Source organism: Streptomyces sp. BBFR2, from assembly GCF_044497305.1.
Lineage (GTDB): Bacteria > Actinomycetota > Actinomycetes > Streptomycetales > Streptomycetaceae > Streptomyces.
In genome coordinates, this window is sequence record NZ_CP172415.1 from 5,658,401 (window position 1) to 5,676,066 (window position 17,666).

At 73.8% G+C, this 17,666-nt stretch carries 16 protein-coding genes; 11 read left to right on the top strand and 5 right to left on the bottom strand.

Features of this window, described 5'->3' with window-relative positions; all coding sequences use genetic code 11:
- Positions 1-76 precede the first annotated feature (76 nt).
- From ACGH2B_RS23060 to ACGH2B_RS23075, 4 genes are all read right to left on the bottom strand, one after another.
- On the bottom strand, positions 77-523 hold the full coding sequence (locus ACGH2B_RS23060; protein ID WP_399093084.1) for a cell division protein SepF: 447 nt from the start codon (positions 521-523) through the stop codon (positions 77-79).
- Positions 524-911: 388 nt separating this feature from the next.
- Complete coding sequence (locus ACGH2B_RS23065) at positions 912-1,859, bottom strand: ABC transporter substrate-binding protein (protein WP_399093087.1); 948 nt, start codon at positions 1,857-1,859, stop codon at positions 912-914.
- Positions 1,856-2,353 carry a GNAT family N-acetyltransferase gene (locus tag ACGH2B_RS23070; protein ID WP_399093090.1) on the bottom strand — a complete coding sequence of 166 codons (498 nt, stop codon included), beginning with the start codon at positions 2,351-2,353 and terminating at the stop codon, positions 1,856-1,858. Before ACGH2B_RS23070 ends, ACGH2B_RS23065 begins: the two co-directional genes overlap by 4 nt.
- On the bottom strand, positions 2,350-3,438 hold the full coding sequence (locus ACGH2B_RS23075) for an LLM class flavin-dependent oxidoreductase (protein WP_399093093.1): 1,089 nt from the start codon (positions 3,436-3,438) through the stop codon (positions 2,350-2,352). The genes ACGH2B_RS23070 and ACGH2B_RS23075 overlap by 4 nt, the downstream gene beginning before the upstream one ends.
- 511 nt (positions 3,439-3,949) lie before the next feature.
- Between ACGH2B_RS23075 and ACGH2B_RS23080 the strand changes: the two genes are divergently transcribed.
- The 11 genes from ACGH2B_RS23080 (at position 3,950) to ACGH2B_RS23130 (ending at position 16,799) form a co-directional block, all read left to right on the top strand.
- Positions 3,950-4,828, top strand: a complete 879-nt coding sequence (locus ACGH2B_RS23080; protein WP_399093096.1) for an amino acid ABC transporter permease — start codon at positions 3,950-3,952, stop codon at positions 4,826-4,828.
- Positions 4,825-6,723, top strand: a complete 1,899-nt coding sequence (locus ACGH2B_RS23085; protein ID WP_399093099.1) for an FAD/NAD(P)-binding protein — start codon at positions 4,825-4,827, stop codon at positions 6,721-6,723. The genes ACGH2B_RS23080 and ACGH2B_RS23085 overlap by 4 nt, the downstream gene beginning before the upstream one ends.
- On the top strand, positions 6,707-7,588 hold the full coding sequence (locus ACGH2B_RS23090) for an amino acid ABC transporter permease (RefSeq protein WP_399093102.1): 882 nt from the start codon (positions 6,707-6,709) through the stop codon (positions 7,586-7,588). The genes ACGH2B_RS23085 and ACGH2B_RS23090 overlap by 17 nt, the downstream gene beginning before the upstream one ends.
- Positions 7,585-8,355 (top strand): amino acid ABC transporter ATP-binding protein, encoded by a 771-nt coding sequence (locus ACGH2B_RS23095; protein WP_399093105.1) that lies wholly within the window; start codon positions 7,585-7,587, stop codon positions 8,353-8,355. Before ACGH2B_RS23090 ends, ACGH2B_RS23095 begins: the two co-directional genes overlap by 4 nt.
- A gap of 40 nt (positions 8,356-8,395) precedes the next feature.
- Complete coding sequence (locus tag ACGH2B_RS23100) at positions 8,396-9,367, top strand: ABC transporter substrate-binding protein (RefSeq protein WP_399093108.1); 972 nt, start codon at positions 8,396-8,398, stop codon at positions 9,365-9,367.
- Between the two features lie 34 nt (positions 9,368-9,401).
- Positions 9,402-10,454, top strand: coding sequence for an LLM class flavin-dependent oxidoreductase (locus ACGH2B_RS23105; protein ID WP_399093111.1), 1,053 nt, complete (start codon positions 9,402-9,404; stop codon positions 10,452-10,454).
- Positions 10,451-11,821: an NtaA/DmoA family FMN-dependent monooxygenase gene (locus ACGH2B_RS23110; RefSeq protein ID WP_399093114.1), complete on the top strand. Its 1,371-nt coding sequence runs from the start codon at positions 10,451-10,453 to the stop codon at positions 11,819-11,821. The genes ACGH2B_RS23105 and ACGH2B_RS23110 overlap by 4 nt, the downstream gene beginning before the upstream one ends.
- On the top strand, positions 11,818-12,603 hold the full coding sequence (locus tag ACGH2B_RS23115) for a DUF1684 domain-containing protein (protein ID WP_399093117.1): 786 nt from the start codon (positions 11,818-11,820) through the stop codon (positions 12,601-12,603). Before ACGH2B_RS23110 ends, ACGH2B_RS23115 begins: the two co-directional genes overlap by 4 nt.
- A 290-nt stretch (positions 12,604-12,893) precedes the next feature.
- Positions 12,894-13,799 (top strand): S1 family peptidase, encoded by a 906-nt coding sequence (locus tag ACGH2B_RS23120; RefSeq protein WP_399093120.1) that lies wholly within the window; start codon positions 12,894-12,896, stop codon positions 13,797-13,799.
- Positions 13,800-14,046: 247 nt separating this feature from the next.
- On the top strand, positions 14,047-15,111 hold the full coding sequence (locus ACGH2B_RS23125) for a slipin family protein (RefSeq protein ID WP_399097251.1): 1,065 nt from the start codon (positions 14,047-14,049) through the stop codon (positions 15,109-15,111).
- A 620-nt stretch (positions 15,112-15,731) separates the two neighbouring features.
- Positions 15,732-16,799, top strand: a complete 1,068-nt coding sequence (locus ACGH2B_RS23130) for a S1 family peptidase (RefSeq protein WP_399093123.1) — start codon at positions 15,732-15,734, stop codon at positions 16,797-16,799.
- Between the two features lie 104 nt (positions 16,800-16,903).
- Here ACGH2B_RS23130 and ACGH2B_RS23135 read toward each other — a convergent pair whose 3' ends face one another.
- Positions 16,904-17,410, bottom strand: a complete 507-nt coding sequence (locus tag ACGH2B_RS23135; RefSeq protein ID WP_399093126.1) for a subtilase-type protease inhibitor — start codon at positions 17,408-17,410, stop codon at positions 16,904-16,906.
- Between the last annotated feature and the right edge of the window lie 256 nt (positions 17,411-17,666).

Consider the following 17,666-nt stretch of genomic DNA (forward strand, 5'->3'; position numbering starts at 1 on the left):
CGGACAGCGAAAAGCGGAGGGTGGGGCGGTGTGTGCCGCCTTCCCCTCCGCCGGACGGAACCGGGCCCGCGCCCGGTCAGCTCTGGTTGAAGAAGCCGCCGTTGCGGTCGCGCGGCTCCCCGCTGACGACGCGGTAGTCGGCCGGGGTGAGCAGGAAGACCCGGGTGGCGACGCGCTCGATCGAGCCCCGCAGGCCGAAGGCGAGACCGGCGGCGAAGTCCACCACGCGCTTGGCGTCGGCCGATTCCATCGCCGTGAGGTTGACGATCACCGGGACGCCGCCGCGGAACAGCTCACCGATGCCGCGGGCGTCCCCGAATCCGTCCGGGGTGACCGTGGCGATGCGGGTGCTCTGGTCCTCGGCCGGGCTCTCGGCCACCCGCAGACCCGGGTCGGTCACCCAGGAGCCGGTCCCCTGGGCCCCGTGCTCAGGTCCCTCGGCATAGTCGTCGTCGTAGTAACGCTCGTCATCGTTGTCGTCGACGAGGCCAAGCCAGGCACTCGCCTTGCGCACCGATCCCATGGACGCCTCCTCTCACCCGCGGTGTCTGTATGTCCGCCCCCCTATGGTCCTTCATGAGGCGGAGGGTGTGCCAAGTGGATAGCCGCCGCACGGGGGGTTCGTGACAGTTCTGGTGCAGAGCGGGTGGCAGCTTGTCAGATTCCGTGGGCGGTACGGGAACTGACGTGGTGACGGAAATCACGATAGGGGTGGGTGGTGCGCGGTGTCGACATACGGGCCACCGGAAGCCTTTTCGACCACCGGGTAGGTTCCGGTGGGGGACCAGGGCATCTGTCCGACGTCCGGGAAAACGTCCCGGGGCGGTACGGCCGGCGGGCCGCCCCGGGAGGGGCGGGCGGCGGCGCGGGGCACGGGCCGTGCGGGGGCGGGCGGTCCGTGCCCCGGGGCGTCAGCGGACTTCCGGCGGGCTGATCCGCGAGGCGGGCAGCGCCGAGCCCGTGGTGGCCCACTTCTTGAGGACGGTGCGGTAATCCCCGCTCTTGATCAGGTGGTTGACGGCGGCGCGGAAGGCGGGCGCCAGCGGGCTGCCCTTCTTGAAGGCGAAGCCGACGTCGAGCCGGTGGTAGGTGTTGAGGTACCGCAGCCCGGGCTGGCGGCTGACGGCGTACCGCAGTCCGTTGACGGTGCTCATCACCACATCGGTGCGGCCCTGCTGGAGCGAGGCGTAGAGCGCGGACTGCTCGGCGTACGTCTTGACGTCGTACGGCTTCTTCCCGGCGGCGGCGCAGCGCGGGCGTTCCCGCTCCAAGGACGCCTCGAAGGTGGTCCCGGCGCCGCTGGCGACGGTCAGACCGCACAACTGGGTCAGCGTGGTGACCTTCTTCAGGGGGCTGTCCGCGCGGACGGCGAAGCCCTGGCCGTCGTTGATGTAGGTGACGAAGTCGATGGTCTTGCGGCGTTCGTCGGTGACGCCGAAGTTGCCGGTGCCGACGTCGTACCGGCCGCTGCCGAGGGCGGGCAGGATCGCCTCGAAGCTGGCGGGCTCCCGCTTCAGCCGCAGGCCCAGGACCTTGCCGACGGCGTCCGCGAGGTCGATGTCCTGACCGGCGACGGTCTTGCCGTCCGGCAAGTAGAAGGCGGCGGGCGGCGAACCGATGCTGGAGGCGAGCGCGAGGGTGCCGCGGGCGCGTACCTCGGCGGGGAGCAGCGCGGCGGCGGCCGGGTCCTTCGCGATGCCGGAGACGACGTCGGCGGTGGGCAGGGCGGTGCCGTGGCCGCCCGGTGTGTCCTTGCCGGTGTCCGCGGGCTCGGCGCACCCGGCGAGGGTCAGCGCGGCGGCGGCGAGGAGGGCGGCGGCGCGTACCGCGGTCCGGGCGGGGGAGGTGGGTCTGCTCATGGCCGGCGGTTCTCCAGGGACTTCTCGAACGGCAGTGAGCCGATCGACTCCGGTGGTGCGGTCAGGTCGAAGAGCGGGCGGTAGCCCGTCGCGAGGTAGAGGCCCCTGGCCTCGGGCTGGCGGGACCCCGTCGTCAGGTAGAGGCGGGTGTAGCCGTGGGCGGCGGCCTCCGCCTCCAGCGCTCGGAGGACCTGGCGGGCCAGCCCCCGGCGGCGGTGCGCGGAGTGCGTCCAGATGCGTTTCAGCTCCGCGGTGCGGGCGTCGTGGCGGCGGTAGGCGCCCCCGGCGACCGGTTCGCCGTCCTGCAGGAGCAGCAGGAACGCGCCGTGCGGCGGGGCGAACGCGGACGGCGGGTACTCCTGGGAGAGGTCGGCGGGGTGCCCGTAGCGGACGGTGTACTCGTGGGTCAGCTCGTCGAGCAGCGGGCGGGCGAGCGGGTCGGTGACGGTGGTGTGCAGCACGGTGGGGCCGCCGGCGCGGCGGACGGCGGTCACCGGACCGGCTCCGCGACGGCCGCGTCCGCCTCCGTACCGGGCGCGTACGGCCAGTCCAGCGGGTCGGGCAGGGCGTGGCGCAGTTGCGGCAGCACCTCGGCGGCGGTCAGCCGCAGGACGTCGGCGCGGCGGGCGAAGGGCAGTCCGGCGGTGTCGACGGAGAAGAACTGCAGCGCGTGGCCGTAGGCGCGGTGCTGCTCGGCGATCTTGCCGGCGATCCGGTCGGGCGAGCCGATGAACATCGGCCCGTGGTCGGCCGCCTCGTCGACGGTGCGGAAGGGCGTGTTGTTGCCGGGCACGTTCCGGGCGGCGACGGCGCTCTCGTAGTACGGCGCGAACTCCCGGCGCGCGGTGCGGTCGTCGGCCGCGGCGTACAGGGTGCCGCCGGAGCCGACGAGGGCGGCGGCCGGATCGTGGCCGTACGCCTCCCAGCGGGCGCGGTAGCGGTCGATGAGGGCGGCGTAGCGGGGCACCGGCTGGATCGCGTTGGCGGAGAAGAGCGGGTCGCCCCACAGGGCGGCCAGTTCCACGGAGCGTTCGCTGGTGGCGCTGCCGTGCCAGACGGTGGGCGGCTGCTGGTGGGGGCGGGGCAGGGTGGTCGCGTCGGTGAGCGGCGGGCGGAAGGAGCCGGACCAGGTGACCTGCTCCTCGCTCCACAGCCGCCGCAGCAGTTCGTAGTTCTCCTCCTGGAGGGCGTACTGCTCGGCGCTGTCGCGGCCGAAGAGCGCCCAGGGTTCGGGCGCGTTGCCCTTGCCGATGGTGAGTTCCAGGCGGCCGCCGGAGAGCTGGTCGACGGTGGCGTAGTCCTCGGCGACGCGGACCGGGTCGAGGGTGGAGAGCACGGTGACGGTGGTGAAGAGCCGGATGCGGTGGGTGCGCGCGGCGATGGCGCCGAGCACCGCGGGCGGCGAGCTGGACAGGAACGGCGGGCCGTGCCGCTCCCCGACGCCGAACGCGTCGAACCCCAACTCCTCGGCGAGCACCGCGAGTTGGACGACCTCACGGAACCGTTCGGCGGGTGGGACGAGATACCCGGACCGGGCGTCCGGGGTGTGATCGATGAGTGTCATGACGCCGAAGCGCATAGGTGTGCGCCCTTCTTCGAGGGTGCCGGCGGGAGGGAAGGCAGGGGTGGGGGACGCGCCGGTCCGTGCGGACCGGGCGGGCGGGGGCGGTGGTACGCCGGAGCCGGGGCGGCGGGCGCCGGGGGTCCGGGAGGTGCGAGGGGAGGTGTGCCGGCGGGCGGCACGGATGTGAAGGCGCGGTGGCGGGAAGGCGGAACCGCGGATCGGCCCGTCCGGCGAAGGCGGCGGGCCTCAGGGCAGGGCGTCAGCTCAACAGGAGGACGACCACACTCGACCGAAGTCGATGTGGTCGCGGGTGACCAGCCACTGCCATGCGTTCATGCGGCTAAGTGGAACAGGCATCCGGTTGTGCGTCAACCGGATCCCGGTGTTGTTCACAGTGCGGACAGCCTTGACAGAACAGCGTGTTGACCCCCTAGCCTCGGTCCACGGCCGTGCTGAGGGGCGCGGCCCGTTCCGCCTGTGAAGGCGCATCTCCCGTGTTCGATCACCGCATCCACGGAGCCTTCGCATGCCTTCCGGCACCCTCCGCACCTCCGCCGTTCCCCCGTCCCTCCCCACGTCCGCCGACGGACGCCCCGAGGGCGCGACGCCGCCGCGCATCGTCGCCCGCCGCCCCCTCGGCCAGTGGGCCGCCGCCGCCGTCGTCCTGGTGCTGCTGGGCCTCGTGCTCCGCTCCGTCGCCGGGAACGACGCCTTCCGGTGGGACCTCGTCGCCGCCTACTTCCTGACCGTCCCGGTCCTGAACGGTCTGCTGCTCACGCTCTGGCTGACCGCCGCCGTGATGATCCTCGGCTTCACGCTCGGCACCCTGCTCGCCACCATGCGGCTCTCCGCCAACCCCGTGCTGCGCGGCGTCAGTTCGGGCTACATCTGGCTCTTCCGGTCGATGCCGGTCCTGGTCCAGCTCCTGTTCTGGTTCAACATCGGCGCGCTCTACCCGACGATCCTCGGCGTCCGGACCGTCACCCTGCTCTCGCCGCCCGCCATCGCCGTCATCGGACTGACCCTCCACGAGGCCGCGTACGCCGCCGAGGTGGTGCGGGCCGGGATCCTCTCCGTGGATCGGGGGCAGACCGAGGCGGCCCAGTCGCTGGGGCTCGGCCGGTGGCGGCGGCTGCGGCGGATCGTGTTGCCGCAGGCCATGCGGTCGATCGTGCCGCCCGCCGGGAACATGCTGATCGGCACCCTCAAGGGCACCTCGGTCGTCTCCATGATCGCCGTCAGCGACCTGCTCTACTCCGTGCAGCTCATCTATCACCGCACCTACCAGGTCATCCCGATGCTGCTGGTCGCCACCGTCTGGTACGTGATCATCACCTCGCTGCTCTCCGTCGGCCAGCACTACGTCGAGCGGCGCTACGCCCGCGGCACGGCGGGTGCCCGGTGAGCGCCGCGCAGCGCCCCGCCGTGGTGATCGTCGGCGCCGGGCCGCGCGCCACCGGCATCATCGAACGGATCGCCGCCAACGCCCCCGAGCTGTACGGCGACGCCCCGCTCGATCTGCACCTCGTCGATCCGTACCCGCCGGGCGGCGGCCGGGTCTGGCGCAGCGACCAGTCGCCGCTGCTGTGGATGAACTCGCTGCCCGACGACGCCACCCTCTTCACCGACGACACCGTGGAGATGGCCGGGCCGGTGCGCCCCGGCCCCTCCCTCGCCCAGTGGTGCGCCGCGGTCCGCTCCGGCGGCATCCGCACCACCCCGGACGCCACCGCGGCGGCCGCCGCCCTCGGCCCGCGCGACTTCCCCGGCCGCCGGCTCCAGAGCGCCTATCTGACCTGGGCCTACGAGCGTGCGGTGGCCGTGTTGCCGCCGCGGGTCGCCGTCCATGAGCACCGGCGGCGCGCGGTCCGCGTCGCCGGGCCCGCCGACGGCCGCCAGCGGGTGTGGCTGGAGGGGAGCCCCGCGCCGCTCACCGCCGACGCCGTGCTGCTCACCCTCGGGCACCTCGACGCCGAACCCGACGCGGAGCAGCGGGAGTTGCTCCGCTTCGCCGACCGCCACGGGCTGACCTACCTGCCGCCCGGCTTCACCGCCGACATCGGCCTCGACGGGCTGCGCCCCGGCGAGCCGGTGCTGGTCCGCGGCTTCGGCCTCGCCTTCATCGACCTGATGGTGCTGCTCACCGAGGGCCGCGGCGGCCGGTACACAGAGGGCGCCGACGGGGAGCTGACGTACCACCCGTCGGGCCGCGAGCCGGTGCTGCACGTCGGCTCCCGGCGCGGCGTCCCCTACCGCTCCAAGATCGGCTACGAACCGGACGCGCCGCGCCCGCCGCTGCCGCGCTTCCTCGGCCCCGCCGAGGTCGACGCGCTGCTCGCCCGGCCCGGCGGCTTCTCCTTCGACGACGACGTCCGCCCGCTGATCGAGGCGGAGCTGGGCTTCGCCCACTACCACCGCCTCTTCACCGCCCACCCCGAACGCACCCGGCTGCCCTGGCCCGCCTTCGAGCGCCGGTACGCCGCCGGGGACGCCGCCGCCCGCCGCGCACTGGCCGAGGAAGCCGTTCCCGACCCGGCCGACCGCCTCGACCTCACCGCCCTCGACCACCCGCTGGCCGGCGTGCGCCTCCCGGACGCCGACGCCCTCCAGGACACGCTCCGCGCCCACATCCGGGCCGACCTCACCCGCCGCCACGACCCGGCGTACAGCCCCGACCAGGCCGTTTTCCTCGCCCTGCTCTCCGTCTACGGTCAACTGATCCGGATCGGCGACCGCGGTCCCTGGTGGCACGGCTTCTTCAGCTACCTGGCCTCCGGACCGCCCGGACCCCGGCTGCGGCAGCTTCTCGCCCTCTCCCGCGCCGGACTGGTCCGCTTCCTCGGGGCCGGTGCCACCGTCACCGCCGACCCGGTGACCGGACGGTTCACGGCCCGGTCGGCGACCGTGCCGGACGCCGTGACCCCGGCCCGCGCCCTGGTCGAGGCACGGCTGCCGGCACCGACCGTGGCCCGCTCCGCCGACGCGCTGCTGCGCGCCCTGCACGCCGACGGCGCCGCCGTCACCCCCGGCGGACTGCTCGCCGTGAACCCGGCCGACAGCCGCCTCCTCGACCGCGCGGGCCGCCCGCACCCGCGCCGCTTCGCCCTCGGCCCGCACACCGACGCCCGCTCCAGCGGCGCCTTCACCCGCCCCCGTACCAACGCCCCCGTCTTCCGGCAGAACGACGCCACCGCGCGGGCGCTGCTCACCTTCCTGACCGAGCGCGCGGCGCCGCCCGCCGCGCCGCTCCGCCCCGCCCGCCCCGCCACCCGCGAGGACCGCCATGCCGCTGACCGCTGAACCGCCCGCCGCCACCGCGGCGCCGCCCGCCGACGGCCCGGACGCCCTGCGGGTGGTGCCGGTACGCCACCCCTGGCGCTGGGTGGCCGTCACGGTGACCGCCGTGCTCCTCGCCCAGTTCGTCCACGGTCTGGTCACCAACCCGGCCTGGGAATGGGGGGTGTTCGCGCAGTACGTCTTCGCCCCCGCGGTGCTGCACGCCCTCGGCACCACCCTCCAGCTCACCGCCTACGGCACCGCGCTGGGCTTCGCCCTCGGCATCGTGCTGGCCTTCGCACGGCTGTCGGCGAGCCCGTTCCTGCGCGCCGTCGCGCACGGCTACGTCTGGGTGTTCCGCTCCGTCCCGCTCATCGTCCAGTTGCTGTTCTGGTTCAACCTCGCCTACCTCTACCGCCGTATCGACGTCGGCGTCCCGTTCGGCCCCGGCTTCTTCTCGTTCGCCACGATGGACCTGGTGGGCCCGATGGGCGCGGCGGTCCTCGGGCTCGCGCTGCACCAGGCCGCGTACGCCGCGGAGATCGTCCGCGGCGGTGTCCTCGCCGTGGACGCCGGGCAGCGGGAGGCGGCCGCCGCCCTCGGCATCCCGCGCCTGCGCCAACTGCGCCGGATCGTGCTGCCGCAGGCCATGCGCGCCATCGCCCCGAACGCCGCCAACGAGGTCGTCTCCCTCTTCAAGGGCACCTCGATCGTCTCCGTCATGGCGATCGGCGAACTCTTCTACCAGGTCCAGGTCATCTACGGCCGCAACGGCCGCGTCGTCCCGCTGCTGATGGTCGCCACCGTCTGGTACGCGCTGCTGACCGGCGCGCTCTCCCTCCTCCAACACCACGCCGAACGCCACTTCGCCAAGGGGGCCACCCGATGAGTACCCGGACACCGATGGTCGAGGTCCGCGCCGTCCGCAAGAGCTTCGGCTCCCTCGACGTGCTCAAGGGGGTGGATCTGGAGGTCGCCGCCGGTGAGGTCACCGTCGTCATCGGCCCGTCCGGCTCCGGCAAGTCCACCCTGCTGCGCACCCTCAACCACCTGGAGAAGGTCGACGGCGGCACGGTCGCCGTGGATGGCCGACTCGTCGGCTACCGCCGCTCCGGCGACCGGCTGTACGAGCTGCGGGAGCGGGAGATCCTGCGGCAGCGCACCGATATCGGCTTCGTCTTCCAGGACTTCCATCTCTTCCCGCATCTGACGGTGGTGGAGAACCTCACCGAGGCGCCCGTGGCCGCGCTGGGCCGCTCCCGCGCGGACGCCACCGCCACCGCGCTGGCCCTGCTGGAGCGGGTGGGCCTCGCCGACAAGGCCGACGCCTATCCGCGCCGGCTCTCCGGCGGCCAGCAGCAGCGCGTCGCCATCGCCCGCGCCCTCGCCCTGGAGCCCAAACTGCTCCTCTTCGACGAGCCGACCTCCGCGCTCGACCCGGAGCTGGTCGGCGAGGTCCTCGACGTCATCAAGGACCTCGCCCGCCGCGGCACCACGATGATCGTCGTCACCCATGAGATCGGCTTCGCCCGGGAGGTCGCCGACACCGTCGTCTTCATGGACGACGGCCGCATCGTCGAACAGGGCCCGCCCGCCCAGGTGCTCGACGCGCCCCGCGAGGCCCGCACCAAGTCCTTCCTCTCCAAGGTCCTGTGACATGCCCGGACCCCGCGACCCCGCCCCGAGGAGCCCCGCCGTGAACCGCCGCCGAGTCCTGACCGCCGCCCTCGCCCTCGCCGCCACGCCACCGCTGCTGGCCGCGTGCGGCTCCGGCGCGGCCGTCGACGACACGGCACCTGTCGGCGCCGCCGGCGGACCGAAGATCAACATCGGCCCGGACCAGCACCGCGTCCGCGCCGCGAAGAACGCGAAGGCGGCGGCGCTGGTGCCCGCACGCGTGCGCGCCGCCGGCGAACTGCGCGTCGGCGTCTCCGCCGGCAGCTCCCCGCCGCTGACCTTCTACGCCACCGACGACCGCACCCTCATCGGCGTCGAGACCGACCTCGCCACGCTGGTCGCCGACGCCCTCGGCCTCCGGCTGCGCCTGGAGGCGCTGTCCTGGGAGAACCTCTTCGTCGGCCTGGACAGCGGCAAGCTCGACGCCGTCCTCTCCAACGTCACGGTGACCGAGGAGCGCAAGGAGAAGTACGACTTCGCCACCTACCGCCGCGACGAACTCGCGATGGAGGCGCCCAAGGGCACCCGCTGGCACGTCCGCGGCGCCGCGGACGTCTCGGGGAAGACCATCGCCGTCGGCACCGCCACCAACCAGGAGAAGATCCTCCTGGAGTGGAGCGAGGAGAACGAACGGGCCGGCCGCGCGCCCGTGGCCATCCGCTACTTCCAGAAGAACTCCGACACCTACCTGGCCCTCGAATCGGGCCGTATCGACGGCTACTTCGGCCCCAACCCGTCCGTCGTGTACCACGTCGAGACCGCCGGGCGGACGCGGAGCGCCGGGCAGTTCTCCGGGGGCGGTGACACCGTCCAGGGCAAGATCGCCGCCACCACGAAGAAGGGCAGCGGACTGGTCGGCGCGTACGCCGCCGCGCTGCGCGCCGTCATGGCCGACGGCACCTACCGCACCGTCCTCGACCGCTGGGGGCTGGGCGCCGAAGCCCTCACCACCTCGCAGATCAACCCGCCCGGACTGCCCCGCACGTTCTGACCGCGCCCGGCATCCCTATCGGAAGGCACCCCCCATGGCCTCACCCGCACCGCGCCCGATCCCGTTGGCCGTCGCCCTCGACGCCCCGCCGGACCCCGGCCGCCCGGCCGCACCGGAACGCTTCGACGCGGCCGGCTACCTCCGGCTGGTCCGCCTCGCCGAGCGCGGCACCCTCGACTTCGTCACCCTCGGCGACGCCTTCGGACGCCCCGGCCCCGACGCGCTCGCCGTCCTGTCCCGGGTCGCCCCGGCCACCACCCGTATCGGCCTCGTCCCGACCGTCACCACCACCCACACCGAGCCCTTCCACGTCGCCACCTCGATCGCCACCCTCGACTGGGTCAGCGGCGGCCGGGCGGGCTGGCGGCCCGATGTCTCGCTCACCGCCGCGGAGGCGGCGCTCTTCGGCCGCCGCCCGGCGCCCGCGCCCGACGCGGCATGGCGGGAGGCGGGCGAGGCGGCGGAGGTCGCCGCCCGGCTCTGGGACAGTTGGGAGGACGACGCCGAGATCCGCGACCGGGCCACCGGCCGCTTCGTCGACCGCGACAAGCTCCACTACGCCGACTTCGCGGGGGAGTTCTTCTCGGTCCGCGGCCCGTCCACCGTGCCCCGGCCGCCGCAGGGCCGCCCGCCCGTCGTCATCGACGCCACCGGCACCGGGCCCGGCGGCACGGACGCCCGGCGGACGGCCGCCGCCCACGCCGATGTCGCGCTGGTCCGCGCGGACGATCCGCTCACCGCCTCCGCCGCCCGCGACGACCTGCGCGCCCGCGCCCGCGCGCTGGGCCGCGACCCGGACCGGCTGCTGGTCCTGGCCTCGGTGGAGATCGAGCTGTACGCCTCCGGGGACGCCGTCGCCCTCGCCGAGCTGATCGGCGACTGGTACGCGGACGGCGCGGCCGACGGCTTCCATCTGCGCCCCGCCGACCCCGGCCGTGACCTGCGGTTGCTGGTCGACGGCACCGTTCCGGTCCTCCAGCACCGCTGCCTGCTCCGCCGCTTCTACCCGGGTGCCACGCTCCGCGAGCACCTGGGTCTGCCCCGCCCCGCCAACCGCTACGCCCGCACCCGGGAGGTCTCGCGATGACCGACGCCCCGCACCCGTCCGACCCGTCCGCGCCCCGGCAGATCCATCTCGCCGCGCACTTCCCGGGCGTCAACAACACCACCGTCTGGGACGCGGCCCCGTCCGCCGCCGGCGCGGCCCGCCATGCCTCGCTCGGCAGCCAGATCCGCTTCGACTCCTTCGTCCACCTCGCCCGGACCGCCGAACGCGGACTCTTCGACTTCTTCTTCCTCGCCGAAGGACTGCGGCTGCGCGAGCACAAGGGCCGCATCCACGACCTCGACGTCCTCGGCCGCCCCGAGTCGCTGACCGTGCTGACCGCGCTGGCCGCCGTCACCGACCGGCTGGGCCTGGCCGGCACCGTCAACGCGACCTTCAACGAACCGTACGAACTGGCCCGCCGGTTCTCCTCGCTCGACCATCTCAGCGGCGGCCGGGCCGCCTGGAACGTCGTCACCACCTCCGACGCCTTCACCGGCGAGAACTTCCGCCGCGGCGGCTACCTCGACCGGGCCGACCGCTACACCCGCGCCGCCGAGTTCGTCGCCGCCGCCCGGAAGCTGTGGGACTCCTGGGACGGCCCGGCGCCCGAGCCGGTACGCCACCGGGGTGCGCAGTTCGACCTCGCCGGACCGTTCACCCTGCCGCGCTCCCCGCAGGGCCACCCGGTGATCATCCAGGCCGGGGACTCGCCCGAGGGCCGGGACTTCGCCGCCGCCACCGCCGACGTGATCTTCACCCGGCACAGCAGGCTGGAGGCGGGCCAGGCGTTCTACGCCGACGTCAAGGGGCGCCTGGCGGCCCACGGGCGGCGGCCGGACGACCTCAAGATCATGCCGGGGGCGACCTTCGCCCTCGGCGACACCGCCGCCGAGGCCCAGGAGTACGCCGCCGAGGTCCGCCGCCGCCAGGTCTCCCCGCAGAACGCCCTGCTCGCCGCCGAGCAGGTCTGGGGCGTCGACCTCTCCGCGTACGACCCGGACGGACCGCTGCCGGACATCGACCCGGACCCGCACTCGGAGCTGGCCCAGGGCCGCGTCAAGATCACCGACCCGGCGGCGGTGGTCGCCAAGTGGCGGGCGCTGTCGCAGGCCAAGGGGTTGTCGCTGCGCGAGACGGTGATCGAGACCACCGGGCGGCAGTCGTTCATCGGCACGCCGGAGGCGGTCGCCGCGGAGATGGACGCGTTCGTCCGCGCCCGGGCGGCCGACGGCTTCATCCTCGTCCCGCATCTCACGCCCGACGGCCTCGACCCGTTCGTCGACCGGGTCGTCCCGCTGCTCCAGGAGCGCGGGGTGTTCCGCACCGAGTACACCGGCAGCACCCTCCGCTCCCACCTCGGCCTTCCGGAGGCGACCACTCCGGTATGGCAGGGTGAGGCGTCATGAGCACCGACGCCCGCGCGGCATGGCTGACCTGGCACGAGCGGCGCACCGCCGACATCTCCCGCCCGTACGGGCCGCTGGCCCTGACCGGCACGTACTGGCTCGCCGACCACCCCGACGGCCGCGTCCCGGCACTGCCCGGCCGCTGGCTGGAGGACGGCGACGCGGTCGTCCTGCACGCCACCGCCGCCGACGGGCTCACCGCCGACGGCGCCCCGCTCGACGGGGAGATCCGCCTCGGCCCCGACGCCGGGCCCGAATCCGCCCGCATCGCCCACGGCGAGCGGCGGCTGCCGGTGCTGCGCCGCGAGGGCCTGTGGGCGGTCCGCGACTTCGACCCCGCGTCCGACGCCCGCCGCGCCTTCACCGGTATCGACGTCTACGACCACGACCCGCGCTGGACGGTGCCGGGCCGCTTCCGCCCGTACGGCGAGGACCGCGCCGTACGGGTGCCCAACGCCGACGGTGTCCGGCGGGAGCTGGGACTCGCCGGGGAGCTGGCCTTCACCGTGGACGGCACCGAGCACACGCTCCAGGTCGCCGTCGAGGGCGACGGGTCGCTGTGGGCGGTCCTCGCGGACGCCACCAGCGGCTTCGAGAGCTACCGTTTCCGCTTCCTGCGGCCTCCGGCGCCCGCCGCGGACGGCACCGTCACCGTCGACCTCAACCGCACGCTGCTGCCGCCGTGCGCCTTCGCCGACCACTTCATCTGCCCGTTCCCGCCGCCCGGCAACACGCTGCCGTTCGCGCTGCGGGCGGGGGAGCGGAACCGTTCCGGCGGCTGATCCGTCCCACCGCCGACCGAGGGGGTCAACCGCCGTCCCGGCGCACCCGAGAGGGCCTGCCGGGGCGGCGAACTCCGCTCCGCCCCGCGAGGGTTGACGCCACCTCGGACACCCCCGTGTACCCCCGCCCTCTTGCGCGGCGGCCCGATCCGTCCGAAACTCCCGTCAGCGCTTGTCAGGGGCACGTAAAAATGATCGTGCGGATCGCGGGTTCCTCACCGCGGTGCCCCTCGGCTGCGCCTCACGGGCCGCCGCAGAGCGCGGCCCACCGATCCCCTCGGAGGAATCACGTGAGGAACGAGCGCACCATTTCCCGCAACGGCGTCCCCAGACGCACCCGACTGCTCGCCGTGACGGCCGGGCTGCTGGCCGTGGGGGCCCTCGCGGTCCCCGCCGCCAACGCCCAGAACCCCGCCGCGACCCCGAAGTACAGCGCCGCTCAGCTCGCCGCCGCCGGCTCCGCCGTGCGCGCCGCGAACGTCCCGGGCACCGCCTGGGCCGTCGACCCGGCCACCCGTGAACTGGTCGTCACCGCGGACAGCACCGTCTCCCGGGCCGACCTCGCCAAGATCGAGCGCGCGGCGGGGAGCAACGCCGGCGCGGTACGCGTCGAGCGGACCTCCGGCACACTGCGCAAGCTGATCTCCGGCGGCGACGCCATCTACGCGCCGAGCTGGCGCTGCTCGCTCGGCTTCAACGTCCGCAGCGGCAGCACGTACTACTTCCTGACGGCGGGTCACTGCACCGACGGCAACCCGCCCTGGTACAGCAACTCCTCGCACACCACGAGCATCGGTCCGACCGCCGGATCCAGCTTCCCCGGCAACGACTACGGCATCGTGAAATACACCGGATCGGTCAGCCACGAGGGCACCGTCGGCGGCCAGGACATCACCAGCGCCGCGACCCCGGGCGTCGGCCAGACCGTCACCCGGCGCGGCTCCACCACCGGCACCCACAGCGGCAAGGTCACCGCCTTGAACGCCACGGTGAACTACGGCAACGGCGACATCGTCTCCGGCCTCATCCAGACCACCGTCTGCGCCGAACCCGGCGACAGCGGCGGCCCGCTCTACTCCGGGACCACGGCCCTGGGCCTGACCTCCGGCGGCAGCGGCGACTGCACCTCGGGCGGTACGACGTTCTTCCAGCCCGTCACCGAGGCGCTCAGCGCCTACGGTGTCAGCGTCTACTGATCCCCTCGGCGCCCACGGTGTGAGCGTCTGCTGATCCCCCTCGGGGGCGGTCCGGCCGGCCGCTCCTGACCTGCTGATATCGGCATGGCACCGGACGACGGTCCGGTACGGGCCGGGTCCCTGTCCGCCGGCGGACAGGGACCCGGCCTCCCGCGTTCCGGCCACGTACGGCGTCCCGCCACTCCGGGCATACCATAGTAAAGAGCGCAAACCGGTCGGAGTGCTGGATGTCGGTCTGGGGGTCGTGATGCTGGAAGAGCTGGTGACCGGCGGGGTCGCCCTCGCCTCGGCGGGCGCCGTCTATCTCCTCGCGGCGGCGCGCGTGGTCAAGCAGTACGAACGCGGTGTGGTCCTGCGGCTGGGCCGGCTGTCCTCGGCGGTCCGCGGCCCCGGCTTCACCATGATCGTTCCGGTGGTCGACCGGATGCGTAAGGTCAACATGCAGATCGTGACGATGCCGGTGCCCGCCCAGGAGGGCATCACCCGCGACAACGTCACCGTCCGCGTCGACGCCGTCGTCTACTTCAAGGTCGTGGACGCCGCCGACGCCGTCATCGCCGTCGAGGACTACCGCTTCGCGGTCTCCCAGGTCGCCCAGACCTCGCTCCGCTCCATCATCGGCAAGAGCGATCTGGACGATCTGCTCTCCAACCGCGAGAAGCTCAACCAGGGCCTCGCCGTGATGATCGACAGCCCCGCACTCGGCTGGGGCGTCCAGATCGACCGGGTGGAGATCAAGGACGTGTCGCTGCCGGAGACCATGAAGCGGTCGATGGCGCGCCAGGCGGAGGCCACCCGTGACCGGCGTGCCCGCGTCATCAACGCCGACGCCGAGTTCCAGGCGTCGAAGAAGCTGGCCGAGGCGGCGCAGGCGATGTCCGACCAGCCCGCCGCTCTCCAACTGCGGCTGCTCCAGACCGTGGTGGCCGTCGCCGCCGAGAAGAACTCCACGCTGGTGCTGCCCTTCCCGGTGGAGCTGCTGCGCTTCCTGGAGCGCTCCGGTCTCCAGGCCCAGGCCGAAACGGCCCGCGCCGAGGCCGGCAGCCGCACCCCGCCCCCGCCGTCCGGCGCGAGCGCCGACGCGGCCCACCCCGATCTCGGCCCGGACCCGGCGCACCGGCCCGGCCACTACCTCGGCGAGCCCGGGGAAGCGGCGACCGGGGAGGAGTGGGGGCCCCTCCCACCGGTCGAGGACGTGGCGGGCATCGAGGACATCCACGACACCGTCGAGGACGTGGCGGACGCCGGACCGGTCGAGGACGGCGGGGCGGACGGCACCACGGGCGCCCGGCCACGCGATATCCAGGAGTAGTTGACCGACCCTGCAGAAGGTGACGCCCTGAAAGGCGGGCCCCGCGGCGGACATGCCGCGGGGCCCGCCTCGCGTCTCGCCGCGTGACCCGTACGCGTAACCGGCGCGTGCCCCGTACGCGTTCCCGCCCCGTGCCCCGTACGCCTTCCCGACGCGCGGCCCGTTCGCGTTCCCGGAGCGCGGCCGGCTCGGCGCCGGAGACCGGCGCCCCCGGGGCGGACCCCGTACACGACCGCGCGCACATCCGCGTACGAGCACCCGCGCGAACCCTCCTGCGCAGGCGCCTCCGGGTGGCGTTCTCCGCCCGCGTACCGAAGGGTTTCGGCCAGGGGGTGGCGCGGCGCGGGGGGTGGGTGCCGGGGGCGGAGGTGTCCGTACTCGGGACAAACGTGCGCGCATATCGGTGTGACCGCGGGGTGGGGGAGCGGTGAACTCCCGGCGGCGAGACCGGAACTCGGTCTTGTGCACGGGTGAGACGGGTGGGAATACTCGGCGGCGCACGTTGGCATGGACGCGACTTCCCGGTGCGCGGTGGGAAGGCGTCCGTCCGTGACCTGTTCCCCCACACTCTCGGGTCCGTGTCCCCCTAGCGGGCCCTTCCCCCCACGGGAGGTACCGAGTTGAAGCACCGTCGCACACCCCAGCGCCGTACGGTCCTGGCGGGCGTGGGAGCCCTGGCTCTCGCCGCCACCGCCACGCTCACTCTGAACAGCGCCAACGCGGCAACCGTCCCCGCCCCGGCCAAGCTCTCCCCGGCGGCGGCGACCACCCTCGCCTCGCAGGTGAACACGGCGGGCACCGCCGGTTCGTACTACGACGCCCAGGCCAAGAAGCTCGTGGTCAACGTCGTGAACGACACGGCGGCCCGGTCCGTCCGGGCCAAGGGCGCCGAGGCCAGAATGGTCAAGTACTCGATGGCCCAGCTCGACTCGGCGCGCAGGACGCTGAAGGCCGACGCCACCATCCCCGGCACCTCCTGGGGCGTCGACCCGCGGACCAACAAGGTCGTCGTCACCGCCGACCGCACGGTCAAGGGTGACGCGCTCGCCAAGTTGACCAAGGTCACCAAGGGCCTGGGCGACAAGGTGGCGTTCCGTCAGATCAAGGGCGAGCTGCGTCCGCTGGTCGCCGGTGGCGACGCGATCTGGGGGAGCGGCGCCCGCTGCTCCCTCGGCTTCAACGTCGTCAAGGACGGTCAGCCGTACTTCCTGACCGCCGGGCACTGCGGTAACGCGGTCCAGAGCTGGTCCGACCAGCAGGGCGGCCAGGAGATCGCCACCACCGAGGACTCGACGTTCCCGGGCAACGACTTCGCGATCGCCAAGTACACCGGGGACACCGACCACCCCAGCGAGGTGGACCTCTACAACGGCAGCACCCAGAAGATCACCCAGGCCGCGGACGCGACCGTCGGTGAGAAGGTACAGCGCAGCGGCAGCACCACCCAGGTGCACGACGGCACGGTCAAGGCGCTCGACGCCACCGTCAACTACCAGGAGGGTTCGGTCGAAGGGCTGATCCAGACCGACGTCTGCGCCGAGCCCGGCGACAGCGGCGGCGCCCTCTTCGACGGTGAGTCGGCCCTCGGCCTCACCTCCGGCGGCAGCGGCGACTGCTCGCAGGGCGGTGAGACCTTCTTCCAGCCGGTCCCCGCGGCCCTGCAGAAGTTCGGCGCCGAGATCGGCTGACGCGCCATCAGGCCGCCTGACCGCCGGCCCCCCGGCGCGGTGCGGCGGTGGCCCCGGCCCCCGGACGTGTACGGCGTCCGGGGGCCGGGGCGCGTCCGGACCCGCTAGAAGGAGAAGACGCCGTTCGCGCCGGCGCGCAGCTCACAGGAGTTGGCGAAGGTGTGCGTGTACGACACGCGCCTGCCCTGCCAGACACCGTCCGCCGTGACGACGACCGGGTCCCACTCCCGGGTGCACACCACCCCCGCGCCGTCCGCGCGGGTCACCTTGTCGAACTCGCCGCCCACCGCCCGCAGCCGGTTACAGGCCGCGCCGGGGGAGGGGTGGGTGCCGGACGCCTTCGGCATACAGCTCAGCGTCACGGCGCGCTGCACCGCCGCGTCCGCGCGGTGCTCACCGTGGCCGACCGTCAGGACGAGGGCGGACGGGGCGTAGAGCCCGCCGGACCGGGCCGGGGCGCGGTCCGCGGCCGGCGTGGTGGCCGCGGCCGGTGCGACGACTGCGACCGGGGCGGCGGTGGTGACCGGCGGGGTGGTGGCCTGCGCGGTGGAGGCGAGCGCGCCGGTGACCAGTGCCGTGCCGAGCGCGACGCCCCCAACGATGTACCGCATTGCGAACACTCCTTTGTCCGTAGGTGCAGATACCGGACGGGAGTCTGGCCCAGCCGCCGGGCGTCCGCATCTCCGTCGCTCACTTCGAGTCGATGGATGAACGCTGTACGTAGTGGCGCGAAGGGTGTGGTGACAGTGTGGAGATTTCGAGCGTAATCGGTGCCTTCGCTGTTGGCGCGGGGTGCGCTGCCGCCACCGTCCGGCCCGTCCGCGCGGCGGGGGAGCGGATCCGGCCGTGGCCCCCGGGGTGCGCCCG